The sequence below is a fragment of the Neopusillimonas maritima genome, from assembly GCF_003576595.1.
In the GTDB taxonomy this organism is placed as follows: domain Bacteria; phylum Pseudomonadota; class Gammaproteobacteria; order Burkholderiales; family Burkholderiaceae_B; genus Neopusillimonas; species Neopusillimonas maritima.
This window is the reverse complement of sequence record NZ_NQOU01000001.1, coordinates 93,082-109,128: the sequence shown is the minus strand read 5'-3', so window position 1 is coordinate 109,128 and position 16,047 is coordinate 93,082. Positions and strand designations below refer to the sequence as shown.

Annotated in this window: 15 protein-coding genes; 7 read left to right on the top strand and 8 right to left on the bottom strand. The window is 54.2% G+C overall.

What is annotated here, in order from left to right:
- Nucleotides 1-3 precede the first annotated feature (3 nt).
- Together sodB and pcaF are read left to right on the top strand one after the other, a co-directional pair.
- Nucleotides 4-582: a superoxide dismutase [Fe] gene (gene sodB, locus CJO09_RS00505; RefSeq protein WP_119440627.1), complete on the top strand. Its 579-nt coding sequence runs from the start codon at nt 4-6 to the stop codon at nt 580-582.
- 116 nt (nt 583-698) lie between these two features.
- Entirely contained in the window at nt 699-1,904 is a 1,206-nt protein-coding gene (gene pcaF / locus CJO09_RS00500) for a 3-oxoadipyl-CoA thiolase (protein WP_119441327.1), read from the top strand.
- On the opposite strand, the gene CJO09_RS00495 is transcribed toward pcaF, so the two are convergent.
- Nucleotides 1,901-2,383, bottom strand: coding sequence for a DUF192 domain-containing protein (locus CJO09_RS00495; protein WP_119440626.1), 483 nt, complete (start codon nt 2,381-2,383; stop codon nt 1,901-1,903). The two genes, pcaF and CJO09_RS00495, sit on opposite strands and share 4 nt — an antisense overlap.
- A gap of 29 nt (nt 2,384-2,412) precedes the next feature.
- Entirely contained in the window at nt 2,413-2,661 is a 249-nt protein-coding gene (locus tag CJO09_RS00490; RefSeq protein WP_114420624.1) for a cold-shock protein, read from the bottom strand.
- Between the two features lie 174 nt (nt 2,662-2,835).
- Here CJO09_RS00490 and clpS point away from each other — a divergent pair, with 174 nt between their 5' ends.
- The 5 genes from clpS to CJO09_RS00465 all read left to right on the top strand — a co-directional run bounded on the left by clpS (nt 2,836) and on the right by CJO09_RS00465 (nt 9,278).
- Complete coding sequence (clpS, locus tag CJO09_RS00485; protein WP_114420625.1) at nt 2,836-3,159, top strand: ATP-dependent Clp protease adapter ClpS; 324 nt, start codon at nt 2,836-2,838, stop codon at nt 3,157-3,159.
- Nucleotides 3,160-3,329: 170 nt separating this feature from the next.
- Nucleotides 3,330-5,672 carry an ATP-dependent Clp protease ATP-binding subunit ClpA gene (gene clpA / locus CJO09_RS00480; RefSeq protein WP_119440625.1) on the top strand — a complete coding sequence of 781 codons (2,343 nt, stop codon included), beginning with the start codon at nt 3,330-3,332 and terminating at the stop codon, nt 5,670-5,672.
- Complete coding sequence (locus CJO09_RS00475) at nt 5,673-6,929, top strand: paraquat-inducible protein A (RefSeq protein WP_119440624.1); 1,257 nt, start codon at nt 5,673-5,675, stop codon at nt 6,927-6,929.
- Entirely contained in the window at nt 6,919-8,577 is a 1,659-nt protein-coding gene (locus CJO09_RS00470) for a PqiB family protein (protein ID WP_119440623.1), read from the top strand. Before CJO09_RS00475 ends, CJO09_RS00470 begins: the two co-directional genes overlap by 11 nt.
- Nucleotides 8,578-8,588: 11 nt before the next feature.
- Nucleotides 8,589-9,278, top strand: coding sequence for a PqiC family protein (locus tag CJO09_RS00465; protein ID WP_119440622.1), 690 nt, complete (start codon nt 8,589-8,591; stop codon nt 9,276-9,278).
- A 53-nt stretch (nt 9,279-9,331) separates the two neighbouring features.
- On the opposite strand, the gene dut is transcribed toward CJO09_RS00465, so the two are convergent.
- The 6 genes from dut to CJO09_RS00435 are packed head-to-tail and all read right to left on the bottom strand — an operon-like array spanning nt 9,332 to nt 15,959.
- Nucleotides 9,332-9,790, bottom strand: coding sequence for a dUTP diphosphatase (gene dut / locus CJO09_RS00460; protein ID WP_281270716.1), 459 nt, complete (start codon nt 9,788-9,790; stop codon nt 9,332-9,334).
- Nucleotides 9,791-9,809: 19 nt separating this feature from the next.
- Nucleotides 9,810-10,442 (bottom strand): DedA family protein, encoded by a 633-nt coding sequence (locus tag CJO09_RS00455; protein ID WP_119440621.1) that lies wholly within the window; start codon nt 10,440-10,442, stop codon nt 9,810-9,812.
- Between the two features lie 33 nt (nt 10,443-10,475).
- Entirely contained in the window at nt 10,476-11,684 is a 1,209-nt protein-coding gene (gene coaBC, locus CJO09_RS00450) for a bifunctional phosphopantothenoylcysteine decarboxylase/phosphopantothenate--cysteine ligase CoaBC (protein ID WP_119440620.1), read from the bottom strand.
- Complete coding sequence (lspA, locus tag CJO09_RS00445; RefSeq protein ID WP_119440619.1) at nt 11,677-12,177, bottom strand: signal peptidase II; 501 nt, start codon at nt 12,175-12,177, stop codon at nt 11,677-11,679. Before lspA ends, coaBC begins: the two co-directional genes overlap by 8 nt.
- A complete protein-coding gene (gene ileS, locus CJO09_RS00440) occupies nt 12,170-15,004 on the bottom strand; it encodes an isoleucine--tRNA ligase (RefSeq protein WP_119440618.1) in 2,835 nt (944 codons plus the stop codon). Before ileS ends, lspA begins: the two co-directional genes overlap by 8 nt.
- On the bottom strand, nt 14,994-15,959 hold the full coding sequence (locus tag CJO09_RS00435; protein ID WP_119440617.1) for a bifunctional riboflavin kinase/FAD synthetase: 966 nt from the start codon (nt 15,957-15,959) through the stop codon (nt 14,994-14,996). Before CJO09_RS00435 ends, ileS begins: the two co-directional genes overlap by 11 nt.
- Nucleotides 15,960-16,047: the final 88 nt, after the last annotated feature.

The following is a 16,047-nucleotide window of genomic DNA, read 5'->3' as shown; positions in this document are numbered from 1 at the left end:
ATTATGGCTTTTACGCTTCCTGAACTGCCTTACGCGCTCGACGCGCTGGAACCCACCATTTCGAAAGAAACGCTCGAGTTCCATTACGGCAAACATCACCAAACTTATGTCACGAACCTGAATAATCTGGTTGCAGGAACTGAGTTTGAATCGGCTTCCCTGGAAGATATCGTCAAAAAATCTTCCGGTGGTGTGTTCAACAACGCAGCCCAGGTTTGGAACCACACTTTTTACTGGAACAGCATGTCGCCCAATGGCGGTGGTGAGCCTTCCGGTAAGTTGGCCGAAGCCATCAATGCCAAATGGGGCAGCGTTGCTGCATTCAAAGAAGCTTTCAACAAGTCGGCTGCCGGCAACTTCGGCTCGGGCTGGACCTGGCTGGTAAAGAAATCCGACGGCTCGCTCGACATCGTGAACACGAGCAATGCCGCTACACCGCTTACGACGTCCGATGCGCCGCTGCTAACCTGTGACGTATGGGAACACGCTTACTATATCGATTACCGTAATGCGCGTCCCAAGTATCTGGAAAGCTTCTGGAATGTGGTGAACTGGGATTTCGCGGCCAAGAACCTGGGTTAATCTCAGGGGCGCAGTTTTCTCTGCAGCGCATTTCTCACTGATTTACTTCAGTGCTCCAACCCCTGCTGCGCGCTGCGTGGCAGGGTTTGTTTTTTCAAAACCCTCAGGTTTTCATCATGACTAAACAAGCATTTATTTGCGACGCTGTTCGCACCCCTTTTGGTCGCTATGGCGGCGCTTTGTCGTCTGTACGCACCGACGATCTCGCCGCGATTCCTCTAAAGGCGCTCATGGAGCGTCATCCCAACGTTGATTGGGCGCAACTCGACGATGTGATCTACGGCTGCGCCAACCAGGCGGGTGAAGATAACCGCAACGTAGCGCGTATGGCGGCATTGTTGGCAGGCTTGCCGCATACAGTGCCAGGTTCAACCGTCAATCGTCTGTGCGGCTCCAGTCTCGATTCTCTTGGTTCTGCTGCGCGCGCCATTCGGTCGGGTGATGTTGATTTCATGATTGCCGGTGGGGTTGAAAGCATGAGCCGTGCGCCGTTCGTCATGGGGAAAGCTGAAACCGCATTTTCCCGCAGTGCTTCCATTTATGACACCACCATTGGCTGGCGTTTCGTCAACAAGCTCATGAAGCAGCAATATGGCGTGGATTCCATGCCCGAAACGGCGGAAAACGTAGCCGATCAGTTCAAGGTTTCGCGCGAAGATCAAGACAAATTTGCGCTGGCCAGCCAAACCAAAACCGCTGCTGCCCAGAAGCAAGGCATTTTCAAAGACGAAATTGTTTCGGTCACCATTCCCCAGCGCAAGGGTGATCCGGTGGTGGTGGATACCGACGAGCACCCTCGTGAAACGTCGATGGAAGCACTGGCGCGTTTGAAGCCGGTTGTTCGCCCAGACGGCACGGTAACGGCCGGCAATGCGTCGGGCGTGAACGACGGCTCCTGCGCAATGCTGGTGGCGTCGGAAGAGTCTGCGAGCAAGTTGGGTTTAACCCCGAAAGCGCGCGTGGTGGCGATGGCAACCGCCGGTGTTGAGCCGCGCATTATGGGTATCGGCCCGGCGCCTGCGTCGCAAAAAGTGCTTCAGGTGGCGGGATTAACCATTGACCAAATGGACGTTATCGAGCTGAATGAAGCGTTTGCCGCCCAAGGCCTCGCAACCTTGCGTATGTTGAACGTGGCCGACGACGACCCGCGTGTGAACCCGTATGGTGGCGCTATCGCATTGGGTCACCCATTGGGTGCGAGTGGTGCACGCCTGGCTACAACGGCTATGTATCACTTGCATCGTACCGGTGGCCGTTACGCTTTGTGCACCATGTGCATTGGCGTGGGCCAGGGTATTGCAGTGATTCTTGAGCGCGTTTAACGCTTAGGTGGCGCAGGCAGGTTGTCGATACGGGTCCCGGCAGTAATGCCGTATTGGCTGAACCAGCCCTGCGCCATTTCCAGTGCGTAGGACACTTCCCCCGGCGGGCAGTGTGTTTGTTCCGAGAGCGGTTGCATATCGGTAATGCGGGTAATAACCCCCATTTCATCAATAAACGCAATCGATAGCGGCAAAGGGGTGTTTTTCATCCAGAAGCATTGAATCTGCGGCTGGTTGAAAACAAACAGCATACCGTGATTGAGTGGGAGCGATTCGCGAAACATCAGCCCGCGTTTCAGGCTTGCCGGTGTGGCTGCGATTTCAGCATGAACCGTAATTTGGTTTATGGAAAGTTCGGTGGTTGGCAGGATTGACTGAGCCCAAAGTGGCTGGGTGCCCAAAGCCGCCAATACCGAGATAATTGTTGCAAAATAAAAAACAACGAGGCGTTGCCTCGTTGTTTGTAAAAAATCAGCCATTCTTATTGGTGTTCTGAAATAATTGTTTTTCAGGAGGCAGCGGTAATGTTCAAAGCCTGTTTACCCTTGGGGCCCTGGGCAATTTCAAACATAACTTTCTGACCTTCTTTCAGGGTTTTGAACCCGTTCATTTGAATGGACGAAAAGTGGGCAAAAAGGTCTTCGCCCCCATTATCAGGGGTGATAAAACCAAAACCCTTTGCGTCGTTGAACCATTTAACGGTTCCACTCAGCTTAGGGGCCTCCCCGACTGCGGTGGTGCTTAAGTCTTCGGACATACGTACTGCCTCTCTCTGCTAATGTTGGGTTAAAACCAGGAAACCGTCTTTTGCGGTAGCCTGTGGGTTCGGGATAAGCTGGTGAACCAGCGTTGTAACCAGAACATGTTGATAATGCGCAATGTAATCATTAGCAGTCAACTATGGAAATTACTTAGTTTTTGATCTGAAATCATGGCAACAAATACAGATATTCAACGGGATACCGTCCTGGAGCGCGAAAAAGAAGCACTTAAGCCGCCGCCCATGTACCAGGTTGTACTGCTGAATGATGACTACACGCCGATGGAGTTTGTGGTGAATGTGCTGCAACGCGTGTTCGGGAAAACACCGGAGGAGGCCTCGCACATTATGTTGAAAGTGCATCATGAAGGTCGGGGCGTGTGCGGTATTTACACCCGCGACATTGCCGCGACCCGTGTTGAAATGGTGCGGCAACTGGCACGCGCGCGGCAACACCCTTTACAGTGCATAATGGAACCGGCGCCCGATGCATGAAGCCCACAATGTTGTTATTCGAATGCAACGCATCGGGCAGTTAAACTTTTTTGATGTAATCGGGTCACACCCAGTGTACTCGGCGCTTAATGGGTGATACTGTTAAGTCGGATTAGTCGTAGAATAGTTGTTGAAATAGTGGTTTATCCGCTTCGGCACTAGGAGGAAGCGTGATCTCTGAAGAACTGGAAGTTAGTTTGCATCTGGCCTTTGTTGAAGCCCGGAACGCAAGACATGAATTTATTACCGTCGAGCACTTGCTGTTGTCGCTGCTCGACAACGCTGCTGCGGCCGAGGTTTTGAAAGCCTGCTCGGCCGACGTTGAAACGTTGCGCGCCGATTTGCGCAAATTCATTGCCGACAACACGCCTATTGCGCCGGGGGAAGGTGAGGTCGACACGCAACCCACTTTGGGTTTCCAACGTGTTATCCAACGCGCCATCATGCATGTGTCCTCCGGCAGCTCCAGCAAGAACACCGTAACGGGTGCCAATGTGCTGGTGGCGATGTATGGCGAAAAAGATTCACATGCCGTGTACTATTTGCTGCAGCAAGGCGTCACACGTCTTGACGTCGTGAATTATTTATCGCACGGTATCACCAAAACACCTGAGCCCCCGCGTACCGAGCCTTCTCCCAAGGCCGCCTCGTCGTCCAGCTCAGGTAGTGAAACCGATTCAGCCAAGTCCGACCAGCAGAAATCGCCGCTCGAACTCTATGCGCTCGACCTTAACGCCGAAGCTCGCCAGGGTCGTATCGATCCCCTTATTGGCCGTGAGTCGGAAGTAGAGCGCGTCATTCAGGTTTTGTGTCGGCGACGCAAGAACAACCCGCTACTGGTCGGTGAGGCCGGAGTGGGTAAAACGGCCATTGCTGAAGGTTTGGCATGGCGCATTACGCGTGGCGATGTCCCGGAAATTCTGGAAAACGCCCAGGTATATGCGCTAGATATGGGGGCACTGCTGGCGGGTACCAAATACCGTGGTGATTTCGAGCAACGTTTGAAAGCGGTGCTGAAATCATTGCAGGATAATATCAATGCAGTGCTGTTCATCGACGAAATCCACACTCTTATCGGTGCCGGCTCGGCGTCGGGCGGCACGCTTGATGCATCCAACCTGCTGAAACCGGCTTTATCTTCCGGCAAGCTTAAATGCATTGGCGCTACCACCTATAACGAATACCGCGGCATCTTCGAGAAAGATCACGCGTTGTCGCGTCGTTTCCAGAAAATCGACGTTGCCGAGCCAACCGTGCCGCAAACCATTCAAATCTTGCGTGGCCTGAAGTCTCATTTTGAGGCGCATCACGGGGTGAAATACACCGCCGCTGCGCTTACGTCTGCTGCTGAGTTGTCGGCGCGCCATATTAATGACCGTTTCCTGCCCGACAAGGCCATCGACGTCATCGATGAGGCGGGCGCCGCCCAGCGTTTGCTGCCGCGTTCGCGCAAGAAGAAAACCATTGGTAAAGCCGAAATCGAAGCAACAGTAGCGAAAATTGCACGTATTCCACCGGCCAGTGTGTCGTCCGACGACCGCAACAAGCTTGCCACGCTCGACCGCGACCTTAAAGCGACGGTATTTGGGCAGGACACGGCTATCGAGGCGTTGTCGGCCGCTATTAAAATGGCGCGTTCCGGCTTGGGCCGCCCCGACAAACCCATTGGTTCGTTCCTGTTCTCAGGGCCAACCGGTGTGGGCAAAACTGAAGTGGCACGCCAGCTTGCCTTTACATTGGGTGTTGAGTTGCTGCGTTTCGATATGTCGGAATACATGGAGCGACACGCGGTTTCACGGCTTATCGGCGCGCCTCCGGGTTATGTCGGTTTTGACCAAGGGGGCTTGCTTACCGAGGCCGTTGCCAAGCAGCCGCATTGTGTTCTGCTGCTCGATGAAATCGAAAAAGCGCATCCCGATGTCTACAACATTCTGTTGCAGGTCATGGATCATGGCACGCTCACCGATAACAACGGGCGCAAGGCTGATTTTCGTAATGTCATCATTATCATGACGACAAACGCGGGCGCTGAAGTGCTGAATCGCAATACGATTGGTTTTGCCAACACCAAGGAAAGCGGCGATGAAATGGCGGAAATCAAGCGGTTGTTTACGCCTGAGTTCCGCAACCGTCTCGATGCCATCATCAGCTTTACCCCGCTTACCCGCGAAATTATTCTGCGGGTGGTCGACAAGTTCCTCATGCAGCTTGAAGATCAGCTTCACGAAAAACGGGTTGAAGTGGTGTTTTCCGATACCCTGCGCGAATATCTGGCCAAGAAAGGATTCGATCCGCTCATGGGGGCACGTCCTATGCAGCGTCTTATCCAAGACACCATTCGGCGGGCATTGGCCGACGAGCTCTTGTTTGGGCGCCTTACCGACGGCGGTAATGTCACGGTCGACCTCGACGACAAGGATCAGGTGGTTTTGTTGTTCCCCGATGATTCTTCAGCTTCGGGGCAGTCGAAACAATCGCCTCCCACTGTTTCGGAAGCTGAACTTATAGACTAAATGGCCAATCCTCCTTTGGTTATTTGCCCGCACTGCGCCCGGTTGCATGAGCGAACGCCCATTGCCCCGGGCGCAATCGCTTCGTGCGTTCAGTGCGGTTACGAACTCTACCGTCATTCACGAGTGTCGCTGGAAGGCTGGCTGGCGTTGTGCTGGACGTCGTTGTTTGTTTTCATGTTGGCTAACCTGTTCCCAGTTGCGCATATCTCCTTATCCGGTAAAACCGTTGAGGCGTCTTTTCCTCATGCGCTTTACTTAACGTGGCTTAGTGGCGATTACGCCGTAGCGCTCATGGCCGGTTTGTTTGTGTTTGCGTTTCCATTGGGACAGATTTTGTTTTTGATGTGGGCCATACAGGCAGTACGAAAGCGTCGTTTACCGTGGGATTTTCGTTTTGGTTTGCGAATGCTGGAAGTGTTATCGCATTGGAGCATGATACCGGTGCTGTTTCTGGCAATGCTGGTTTCCATGGTGAAAATGGCTGATTTGGCACGCTTGACGCCCGCGACCGGGCTATGGGCGTTTGGGGTGCTGGCGTTTATGTTAACGGCGCTTAGCCGCGTTTCAGCCCACCGGCTGTGGCACGACGCCGAAGACGAAGGGCTGGTCGCCCGCTCGGGTGCGGGGCTCGCCACAAACCATATTGCCGGGTGCACGGCATGTGGTTACGTGCAAGACATGCCGCGTAATGAACCCGGCAAAACATGCGATCGTTGCAGTGCTTACTTTCATTTGCGCAAACCGAAGTCCAATTCGCGTGCCTGGGCGTTTCTGGCGGCCGCTGCTATTTTGTATTTTCCGGCCAACCTGTATCCCGTTATGACGATGCGCATGCCGATTGGCACTGAGTCGCACACCATTCTGGGTGGTGTGATTGAGTTGTGGCAGTTGGGTTCTTGGGATCTGGCCCTGATCGTTTTTATTGCCAGCGTTGTTGTGCCGTTAACCAAAATATTGGTTTTGGCGGCGCTCATGACAGTACGGCATTGGCGGGGGCCTTTAATGCAGCGTCAGCGAACACGTTTGTATGAAATGGTTGAGTTGGTGGGGCAGTGGTCGATGCTCGACGTTTTTGTGGTGATTTTCCTGTCATCCATGGCCGACTTTCCTGGTTTGGTTCAGATTATTCCCGGTCTGGGCGCGGCCAGTTTCGGTTTGGTGGTTATCCTTACAATGTTTGCGGCCATGAGTTATGATCCGAGGCTGGGTTGGGATCACGGTAATCGGTTGGAGAAGAGCACACAGCATGGCGGATGAACCGGTAAGGCAAACAGAACAAAAGTCGCCCTCAACTTTGAAGGCCCATAAACCAAGCGTGAAGGAACGTCGCGCCTGGCGTATTTCCTGGATTTGGCTGGTTCCGTTTGTGGCTGCGCTGGTGGGTGGGTCGCTGCTTGTGCGTAATTGGCTCAACACGGGGCCAACGCTTTCCATCACGTTTGAGTCGGCCGAAGGGCTTGAGATCGATCAAACCAAGGTTCGTTATAAAGATGTCGTGATCGGCGTGGTCACCGACATCGATGTCGGTGCCGATCGGTCGAATGTGATTGTGAAAGCACAAATTGATCATGAATCAGCCGATTACATTGCCCGAGACGGCACACGTTTTTGGGTGGTAAAGCCGCGCCTGGAAATGAGTGGGGTATCGGGCTTGGGTACGCTTTTGTCGGGGCCCTACATTGCCGTTGATATTGAAAGTGACAATAACCAGAACCAGGCGGAAAAGTATACGTTCACCGGCCTGGAGAAACCACCGGCGGTAACCCACGATCGTTCTGGGACGCGTTATGTCTTGCACGCCGCCGACCTGGGCTCGCTGGAAATTGGCTCGCAGGTTTATTACCGGCAAATTCCGGTCGGGCGGGTCATTGATTACGAACTCAACAAAGACGGCAGTTCGGTCGACATCCAGATTTTCGTCGACGAGCCGAACGATCGTTATGTCACGTCCGATTCGCGTTTTTGGAATGCCAGTGGCATACGCGTTTCCTTGGGTGCTTCGGGTGTTGAGGTGCAAACAGGCACGCTGTCGTCCATTGTTGCAGGTGGAATTGCATTTGCGAATGTGAATCCGGCCAACGAGATACCCGCGAAACCGGAAACGGTTTTTGATTTATTCAATTCTGAACTTGAAGCCAAGGCCGAACCCGATGGGCCACCGTTCAGGGTCGATATGATTTTCAACAACTCGGTGCGTGGGCTTGAAATTGGGGCACCAGTTGATTTTCGGGGAATGGAGCTGGGCAAGGTCTACGATATCGACCTTGAGTTTGATACCGAGAAACGGCGTTTTTACATTCTTGTAAAAACGAATATTTATCCGCGCCGGTTTGGCACTGCCTATGACCGGGTGAAATCACTTGATCCGGAAAATAAATACCCCGGCCGTCAACTGTTGGGGCCAATGGTGCACCATGGTTTGCGCGCGCAGCTGAAAACGTCAAACCTGCTGACCGGGCAGCAATACGTTTCGCTGGATATCATTCGCGACGCAGAGCCGGTAGACTTCGACCCGATGCGCACGCCGCTCGTTATTCCAACCATTGCAGGCAGTTTCGATCGTTTGCAAGAGCAGATTATGAAGATTGTCAGCAAAATAGAGGCGGTTCCGTTTGAAGGCATCGGCAATGATTTGCAAAAGAGTTTGCAATCGTTGAATCGCACATTGAACACGCTGAATACTGAAGTTGCGCCGCAAACAACCGAAGCGCTGGCTGCAGCGAAAGACGCACTCGAGCGAATCGACGCAATGCTGTCCGACGATTCCTCCATGAATGAAAATCTGCAAGGAACCCTGCGCGAACTGAACGGAGCGGCTCGTTCCTTGCGTAATCTGGGTGATTATTTGCAAAGCCACCCGAACGCGTTAATTACCGGAACGCCACCAGACCGCTATCCGGAATAGGAGGGGAGATCGTGCTGTTGTTGAAAACCGGGCGTGTATTGCTGGCCGCCATGATGCTTGCCGGGCTGACCGCCTGCGCAACCGATGCTGAGCAGTACTACAGCTTGCAACCGTCCGCTTCCGACGGCGCTGACCAAACACGTACTCAAGATGAGTTCGATTACGTTGTCAGTGTGCGGCCGGTGCAGGTTCCAGCTCAGTTGGACCGCTCACAAATAGTGCTTAAGGGGCGCAGTGGCGAGGTTAGCGTGTTGAACGCGAGTTTGTGGGCATCGCCATTGCCCGATGAGCTTCGTCTGGCGGTGTCCAGTGTGCTCACCCAGCGCCTGGGGGTGCCCGATCTACCGCTCTCTGCCGTGCCCGATGGCTTGCGTGTATGGTTGGTTAATCTTGATGTACAGCGGTTTGATTCTGTGTATAACGCCGCGTCCGTTATTGATGTAACGTGGCGCTTGCAGGGGCAAACGGGCACGACAGAAAAAGCTCCTACATCAGTGTGTCGGGCCACGATGTCCAAAACAGTAGGCACAGGTTTGGCACCGTTAATAGATACTCATCGCGAAAGTCTGCAAGTACTTGCGGGGTTAATTGCGCAGCAAATCTCAGCGGCACAAGCGCAGCCCAATGGAAACATTGCGCCGCCTGCGCAGCTAAACGTACCAGGTTTGGTGTTTCAAGGGTGCGCGCAGGCGAAGGCCTGAATAAGGGCTTAACTTGGCCGGCAAAATCGGGCGTGGCCCGCCGGCCTTAGCGGTTAGCTTCGGCCGGTGCTGCCGAATCCACCTTGTCCGCGGTCGCTGTCTTCAAATGCGTCTACAAGGTTGAAGTTGGCCTGCACAACCGGCACGATGATCAATTGCGCCAGTCGTTCCATGGGTTCCAGTTTGAAGGGCTGTGTACCTCGGTTCCAGGCTGACACCATCAGGGGGCCCTGGTAGTCGGAGTCGATTAAACCGACCAGGTTGCCCAGCACAATACCGTGCTTGTGCCCAAGGCCTGAACGCGGCAGAATCATGGCCGCGTAATTGGGATCGGCAATGTGGATTGCCAGACCGGTAGGCACAAGTTCGGTTTGACCCGGCTCCAGAACTAACGTTTGGTCCAGGCAAGCCCGCAAATCGAGACCGGCCGAACCCGCGGTTGCGTAATGGGGAAGTGCCTCGCGCATGCGCGAATCAAGAATTTTGACGTCGATGGTTTTACGTTGGTTCACGGTATTTGCTGTTGATTGTTTATTGATCGGTTGGGCGAGCACGGCGTTTGCGAATGACGACCAGGGTAATCCAAACCGCAATGACAACCGATAGAACGGAGCTGATGATAATACTGGCGTTGCCCCCGTTCGAGCCGAGTGAGCCAATACTGCGCGCGGTAAGGTAACCGGGCACAAGCATAACCGGAACCCATACAAATGCCGACGCAATATTGGCTACCTGAAAACGCCAATGGCGCATTTTCATGATGCCGGCAACAGTTGGTATTACAGCTCGCAACGGCCCCAGGAAACGTCCGCCGAATATCGACAACATGCCATATTTGTAAAAAAACAAACGGGCTCGTGCCACAGCGCGCTTTTGGCGATTGAGCGGCCAACGGTGGATAATCTGTGGCCCCAGCCAACGGCCAATATAGTACGAGATGCCGTCGCCGATAATGGCGCCCAGAATGCCCCAGCCAATGACGGGTAGAGGTTCTACGGTGCCGCTGCCGATTAAACCCCCAACGACCAACATAATGGCGGTAGCGGGAATCGCAATGCCGACAATAAGCAACGATTCGCCCATTGTCATCAGCCCAAGAATAAGCCCCGCCCATTCCTGGTTGGCGTGAATAAATTGCGTCAGGTCGTTTACCAGTTGTTCCATTGATTACTCAGAATAAAGTCGACGGCGGGCGTTTCAGGCGCGATCGGAAAGGCGGTTGGCGATGGCATGAATCAGCTCGCGTGCGGCTTGCTGCTTGGGCAGAAGGGGAAGGTCTTGATGACCGTTCTGATCGAACAGGACAAAAGTGGTGGTGTCGGCATCCATGGCTTCTTGTGCCAGGTTGCCCACCAGTAGCGGAATGTTTTTGCGTTGGCGTTTGGCTTGCGCATATTCATGGAGGTTTTCGGTTTCTGCGGCGAAGCCCACACACCAGGGGCCGTCCTTAAGCGCAGCCACTTCAGCAAGAATGTCGGGGTTGGGCGCAAATGCAATGTGCGGCGGCTGTGGGCCATTTTTATCGGTTTTCTTCAGTTTCTGTTCACTTGCGTTACTTATGTGCCAATCGGCGACTGCCGCAACCGAAATAAAGATGTCTGCGTTGTGCGCTTGTCCTAATACGTGCGCATGCATTTCCCGTGCACTTTCCACGTTAATGCGTTTAACCCCGTAAGGGCACGGCAATGCTGTTGGCCCAGAAATCAGCGTAATGTCAGCGCCGGCCTCGCGGGCAGCGCGGGCAATGGCGTAACCGGTTTTCCCTGATGAGCGGTTGCTGATCACGCGTACGGGGTCTACGCGTTCAGCCGTGGGACCCGCCGTAACAAGCACGCGCTTTCCGGACAGTAGTTTGGGTTGAAAAAAAGCAATGACTTCAGCAAGCAGTTCATGCGGCTCCAGCATTCTGCCGTCACCCGTTTCCCCGCAAGCCTGATCACCGGTTCCCGGCCCAAGAACAAGCACGCCGTCGCTACGCAGTTGCCGTATATTTCGCTGCGTGGCGGGGTGCTCCCACATTTCACGATTCATGGCCGGGGCCACCAGCAAAGGGCATTGCCCACGCGCCAGGCACAGAGTGGTGAGCAAGTCGTCGGCCATACCAGTGGCTAAGCGCGCCAGCAGGTTGGCGCTGGCCGGGGCAATGACAATGGCATCGGCCTGGCGGCTTAAGTTAATGTGTGCCATGTTGTTCGGCACCCGATTATCCCAGGCGTCGGTGTAAACGGGGTTACCTGACAATGCCTGGAAGGTAACCGGCGTAATGAACCGAGTGGCCGATTGTGTCATGACAACGTTAATGGCTGCGCCTTCATCTTGCATTCTGCGCAGTAGCTCGGCGCTTTTATAGCAAGCGATACCGCCGCTCAGGCCCAGCACAATCTGTTTGTGATCAAGATCACCCATGGTCTTTCTTCGCCTGCCGCCGAATGCGGCGTATTTCATCAAGAATCAGCAATACTGCACCCACGGTAATCGAAACATCGGCGATGTTGAATGCCGGAAAATGCCATTGCTGCCAATAAAATAGCAAGAAATCGACGACGTGACCATGTTGGACACGATCGATCAGGTTACCGATTGCGCCGCCCAGAATTGCCATAAGCGCCGCGCAAAACAGGTATTGGTTGCGGCTACGCCAGAGCAAATGCAAAATGAGCACAATCGCGCCTACTGCAATAACGGTAAACAACCAGCGTTGCCATCCCTGGCCATCCGATAGAAAGCTAAATGCGGCGCCTGGGTTGTATAACAAGGTGAAATCGAAGAATGACAAAACCGGCAGACGCTGGCCATACGTGAAGGTCGAGTCGAAGTACACCTTGGTCCACTGGTCGAGGCCGACAATGACGGCCGCCCCAAGCAGCCAGGCAACAAAGGCGCGTGGCTGCTTAGGCATAATGACGTGATTCGCCTGTTTCAAACAGGTTGGACGTGCATCGGCCACATAAGGTGGGATGGTCCGTGTTCTGCCCGACGTCGGCGCGATGATGCCAGCAACGTTCGCACTTTTCCTGTTGGGTTGCACTCACCTCAATCGCCATGTCGCCTTCGCGCTCGTGTACGTTGGCGCGGGAAACAATCATAATAAAGCGCAAATCGTCATTCAGCGAGCGTAAAAAGACAAGGTCGCTGCCGTGCGCATAGATATCGAGCTCTGCAGCCAGTGAGGAACCGATTTGACCGGTGGCCCGAACGTCTTCAATGCGGCGCATGGCTTCGGCGCGAATTTCACGCAAACGTGCCCATTTTTCCGCCAGTTCATTGGCATTATCTTGTGCCGGCAGGTCATGATAGCGTTCGGTAAAAATAGTGAGCACATCGCCGTTGTGTAAGTCTTTCCACGCTTCTTCGGCTGTGAACGACAAAATAGGCGCCATGAGGCGTAGCAGCGAATGAGTAATGTGATAAAGCGCTGTTTGCGCCGAGCGGCGCGCCTGGCTTTGGGCACCGGTTGTGTAAAGGCGATCTTTAAGAATGTCGAGGTAAAAAGCGCCCAGGTCTTCCGAGCAGAAAATCTGCAAGCGCGATACGGCCGTGTGGAATTCGTAGCGTCGGTAGCATTCCAGCACTTCGTCTTGCATGGCCTGGGTCATCACCAGGGCATAGCGGTCGATTTCGAACAAGTCGTTAACGGCCAGGCCATCGCGTTCCAGGTCGAAGTCGTTGATGTTGCCCAAAAGAAACTTCAAGGTGTTGCGAATCCGGCGGTAGCCTTCAACAACCCGTTTCAGAATTTCATCGGAAATCGACAACTCACCGGAATAGTCGGTGGATGCTGTCCACAGACGCAGAATTTCCGCGCCTAAAGCATCGGATACTTTTTGTGGGGCCACCACATTGCCGACTGATTTGCTCATTTTGCGCCCTTTGCCGTCGACCACAAAACCGTGGGTCAGTAAGGCTTTATAGGGTGCGCGCCCATAGAGCATGCAACTGGTAAGCAATGAAGAGTGGAACCAGCCGCGATGTTGGTCAGAGCCTTCCAGGTACAGGTCGGCCGGCCAGGTGAGTTCATCTGCGTGCGACCCGTTCATGTCGTGGTCACGTCCGCCCAGCACGGTGGCATGCGTGGTACCCGAGTCGAACCAGACGTCGAGTGTGTCGCGATTCTTTTCGTATAGTGGAGCTTCGTCACCCAGTAACTCAGCGGGATCCAGGCTTTGCCAGGCTTCGATGCCTTCTTTTTCCACGCGCTGTGCCACTTGTTCAAGCAATTCGGGTGTGCGGGGGTGAAGTTCGCCGGTTTCCTTGTGAACGAAAAATGCCATCGGTACACCCCACTGACGCTGGCGCGATAAGGTCCAGTCGGGACGGTTGGCAATCATGGCATGAAGGCGTGCACGGCCCCAGGAGGGGAAGAACTGTGTGCTTTCCACGCCGTTCAGCGCCATTTCGCGCAGTGTGGGCCCGTTTGAGGGTTCGCGATCCATGCCCGCAAACCATTGGCTGGTGGCACGGTAAATAACCGGTGTTTTATGGCGCCAGCAGTGCATGTAGCTGTGCTTGAGTGGTTCCTGTTTAAGCAGGTTGCCCGCTGAATCGATCGCTTTCACGATTTCCGGGTTGGCTTTCCAGATAAGTTGGCCACCAAACAGGGGAAGCGAGTTGACGTAATGACCATCGCCCATGACCGGGTTAATGATGTCGTCGTCGTGCAAACCATGCGAGCGGCATGACAAGAAATCGTCGACCCCATATGCCGGGGCGGCATGCACCACGCCGGTACCGGTTTCCAAGGAAACGTAGTCGGCCAGATAAACAGGGGCAATACGCTGATAACCTTCGTGAGCGCTGTAGAGGGGATGGCGGAATGCCAGGCCGGCCAGGACACTGCCTTTGCATTGTGCAATAACCGTGCCTTCCAGCCCCCATTCCTGCAAACAACTTTCCACTCGTTCGGCGGCGATCAACAGGCAACTGCCGCCGGCGCGCGGGCTGTTCAGTTCAACCAGCGCGTAATCCAGTTCCGGATGCACATTTAATGCCTGGTTGGAAGGTAGTGTCCAGGGGGTGGTCGTCCAGATCACAATCGCGCCTGTTTTTGCTTCCTTCAGATCAAACGCTTTGGCAACGGCTTCAGGATCATTGAACGGGAAGGCTACGTAAACGGCTGGGTCGGTGCGATCGGCGTATTCAACTTCGGCTTCAGCCAGCGCCGACCCGCAGTCGAAACACCAGTTAACCGGTTTCAGGCCGCGAAATACGAACCCTTTTTCCATGATGCGACCCAGCGCGCGTAGCTCGTTCGCCTCGTTCTGGTAGTTCATGGTGAGGTAGGGGTTCGACCAGTCGGCCAACACGCCCAGGCGTTTGAAGTCGACACGCTGACGTTCGATTTGTTCGTGCGCATAGGCGCGCGCTTTCGCTTGCACTTCCTCTACCGGTAAATGTTTGCCGTATTTCTTTTCAATCTGAATTTCAATGGGCATGCCATGGCAATCCCAGCCGGGCACGTAGTGCGCGTCGTAGCCGTCCATATTACGACTTTTCACGATGATGTCTTTCAACACCTTGTTGACGGCATGGCCGATATGAATATCGCCGTTGGCGTAGGGGGGGCCGTCGTGCAGTACGAACTTGGGGCGGCCTTTACTGGCTTGCCTGATGGCGGCGTAAATTCTGTTTTCCTCCCATTCGGCAACCCATTTGGGCTCTCGCTTGGCTAGGTCGCCGCGCATTGGGAAAGGAGTTTCAGGCAGGTTAAGCGTTTTTCTATAGTCCATGGAGCGAAAAGTAATCGCGAGCGCGCTGCGCATCGTTGTCGATGGCGGCGGTCATTGTCGGTAAGTCGGGAAATTTCTCTTCGTCGCGAAGAAACTTCAGGAATTCTATACGTGTGAGTTTACCGTAAGCGTTGATATTGCAGTCGAACAAGTGCACTTCCAGCATGATTCGCCCCGCTTCATCAACGGTGGGGCGCACGCCCAGGCTGGCCACACCATTTAATGGTTGCTCTGCCAGACCGTAGGCTTGCACGACGTAAATGCCCGAGCGGGCAGCGCATAGCTCGGGTACGCGGATATTCAGCGTGGGGTAGCCCAGTGTGCGTCCCAGCTTTTTGCCATGCACCACGTGCCCGCTGATGCGATAAGGATGCCCCAGCAAATGCGCGGCACGGTCGAGGTTGCCCACGGCCAGGGCGGTGCGGACCTCCGAGCTGGAAATACGGTGGCCGTGTTCATCGACGACATCGGTGATGATTTCCACTTCGAAGCCGTTACGTCGGCCGGCGCGGCGCAGGTGTTCGATATCGCCAAACCGTTTATGACCATAGCGGAAATCTTCGCCCACCAGGAGCCAGCGCGTGTTCAAACCCTGAATTAACATTTGCTCAACGAATTCGTCGGCCGTCAGGTTGGCTAACGCTTCGTTAAACCGCAATAATGCCAGTTGTTGAATATTCAGGCGATTAATGCCCCAAACCTTATCGCGCAAGCTACTGATTTGGGTAGGCATGAGTTCCGGCCGATTGCCTTTGCGGGCAAAATACACGCGCGGATGCGGATGGAAGGTCATGACCGTTGAGGCCAACTGGCGTTGCGCGGCGATATGCGCCACCCGCGCAAGAATGGTTTGGTGGCCCCGATGCACACCGTCGAAATTGCCGATTGTGACGGCACTTGGACAATGATTATCGTGGCGGGGCAGAGACCGATAAATTTTAAGGGTATTTTTCACGAACAACAGTTTACAATTTTATGTTGGGTTGCTCAGGGAAATCATTTTGTCATCCATTCAAACTACCGATGCACCGCAAGACGGCCGT

Bases quoted from the DNA above. Each gene is read 5' to 3' on its own strand.
- sodB (WP_119440627.1), top strand. From the start codon at position 4: ATGGCTTTTACGCTTCCTGAACTGCCTTACGCGCTCGACGCGCTGGAA.
- pcaF (WP_119441327.1), top strand. From the start codon at position 699: ATGACTAAACAAGCATTTATTTGCGACGCTGTTCGCACCCCTTTTGGT.
- CJO09_RS00495 (WP_119440626.1), bottom strand. From the start codon at position 2,383: ATGGCTGATTTTTTACAAACAACGAGGCAACGCCTCGTTGTTTTTTAT.
- CJO09_RS00490 (WP_114420624.1), bottom strand. From the start codon at position 2,661: ATGTCCGAAGACTTAAGCACCACCGCAGTCGGGGAGGCCCCTAAGCTG.
- clpS (WP_114420625.1), top strand. From the start codon at position 2,836: ATGGCAACAAATACAGATATTCAACGGGATACCGTCCTGGAGCGCGAA.
- CJO09_RS00475 (WP_119440624.1), top strand. From the start codon at position 5,673: ATGGCCAATCCTCCTTTGGTTATTTGCCCGCACTGCGCCCGGTTGCAT.
- CJO09_RS00470 (WP_119440623.1), top strand. From the start codon at position 6,919: ATGGCGGATGAACCGGTAAGGCAAACAGAACAAAAGTCGCCCTCAACT.
- CJO09_RS00455 (WP_119440621.1), bottom strand. From the start codon at position 10,442: ATGGAACAACTGGTAAACGACCTGACGCAATTTATTCACGCCAACCAG.
- coaBC (WP_119440620.1), bottom strand. From the start codon at position 11,684: ATGGGTGATCTTGATCACAAACAGATTGTGCTGGGCCTGAGCGGCGGT.
- lspA (WP_119440619.1), bottom strand. From the start codon at position 12,177: ATGCCTAAGCAGCCACGCGCCTTTGTTGCCTGGCTGCTTGGGGCGGCC.
- ileS (WP_119440618.1), bottom strand. From the start codon at position 15,004: ATGGACTATAGAAAAACGCTTAACCTGCCTGAAACTCCTTTCCCAATG.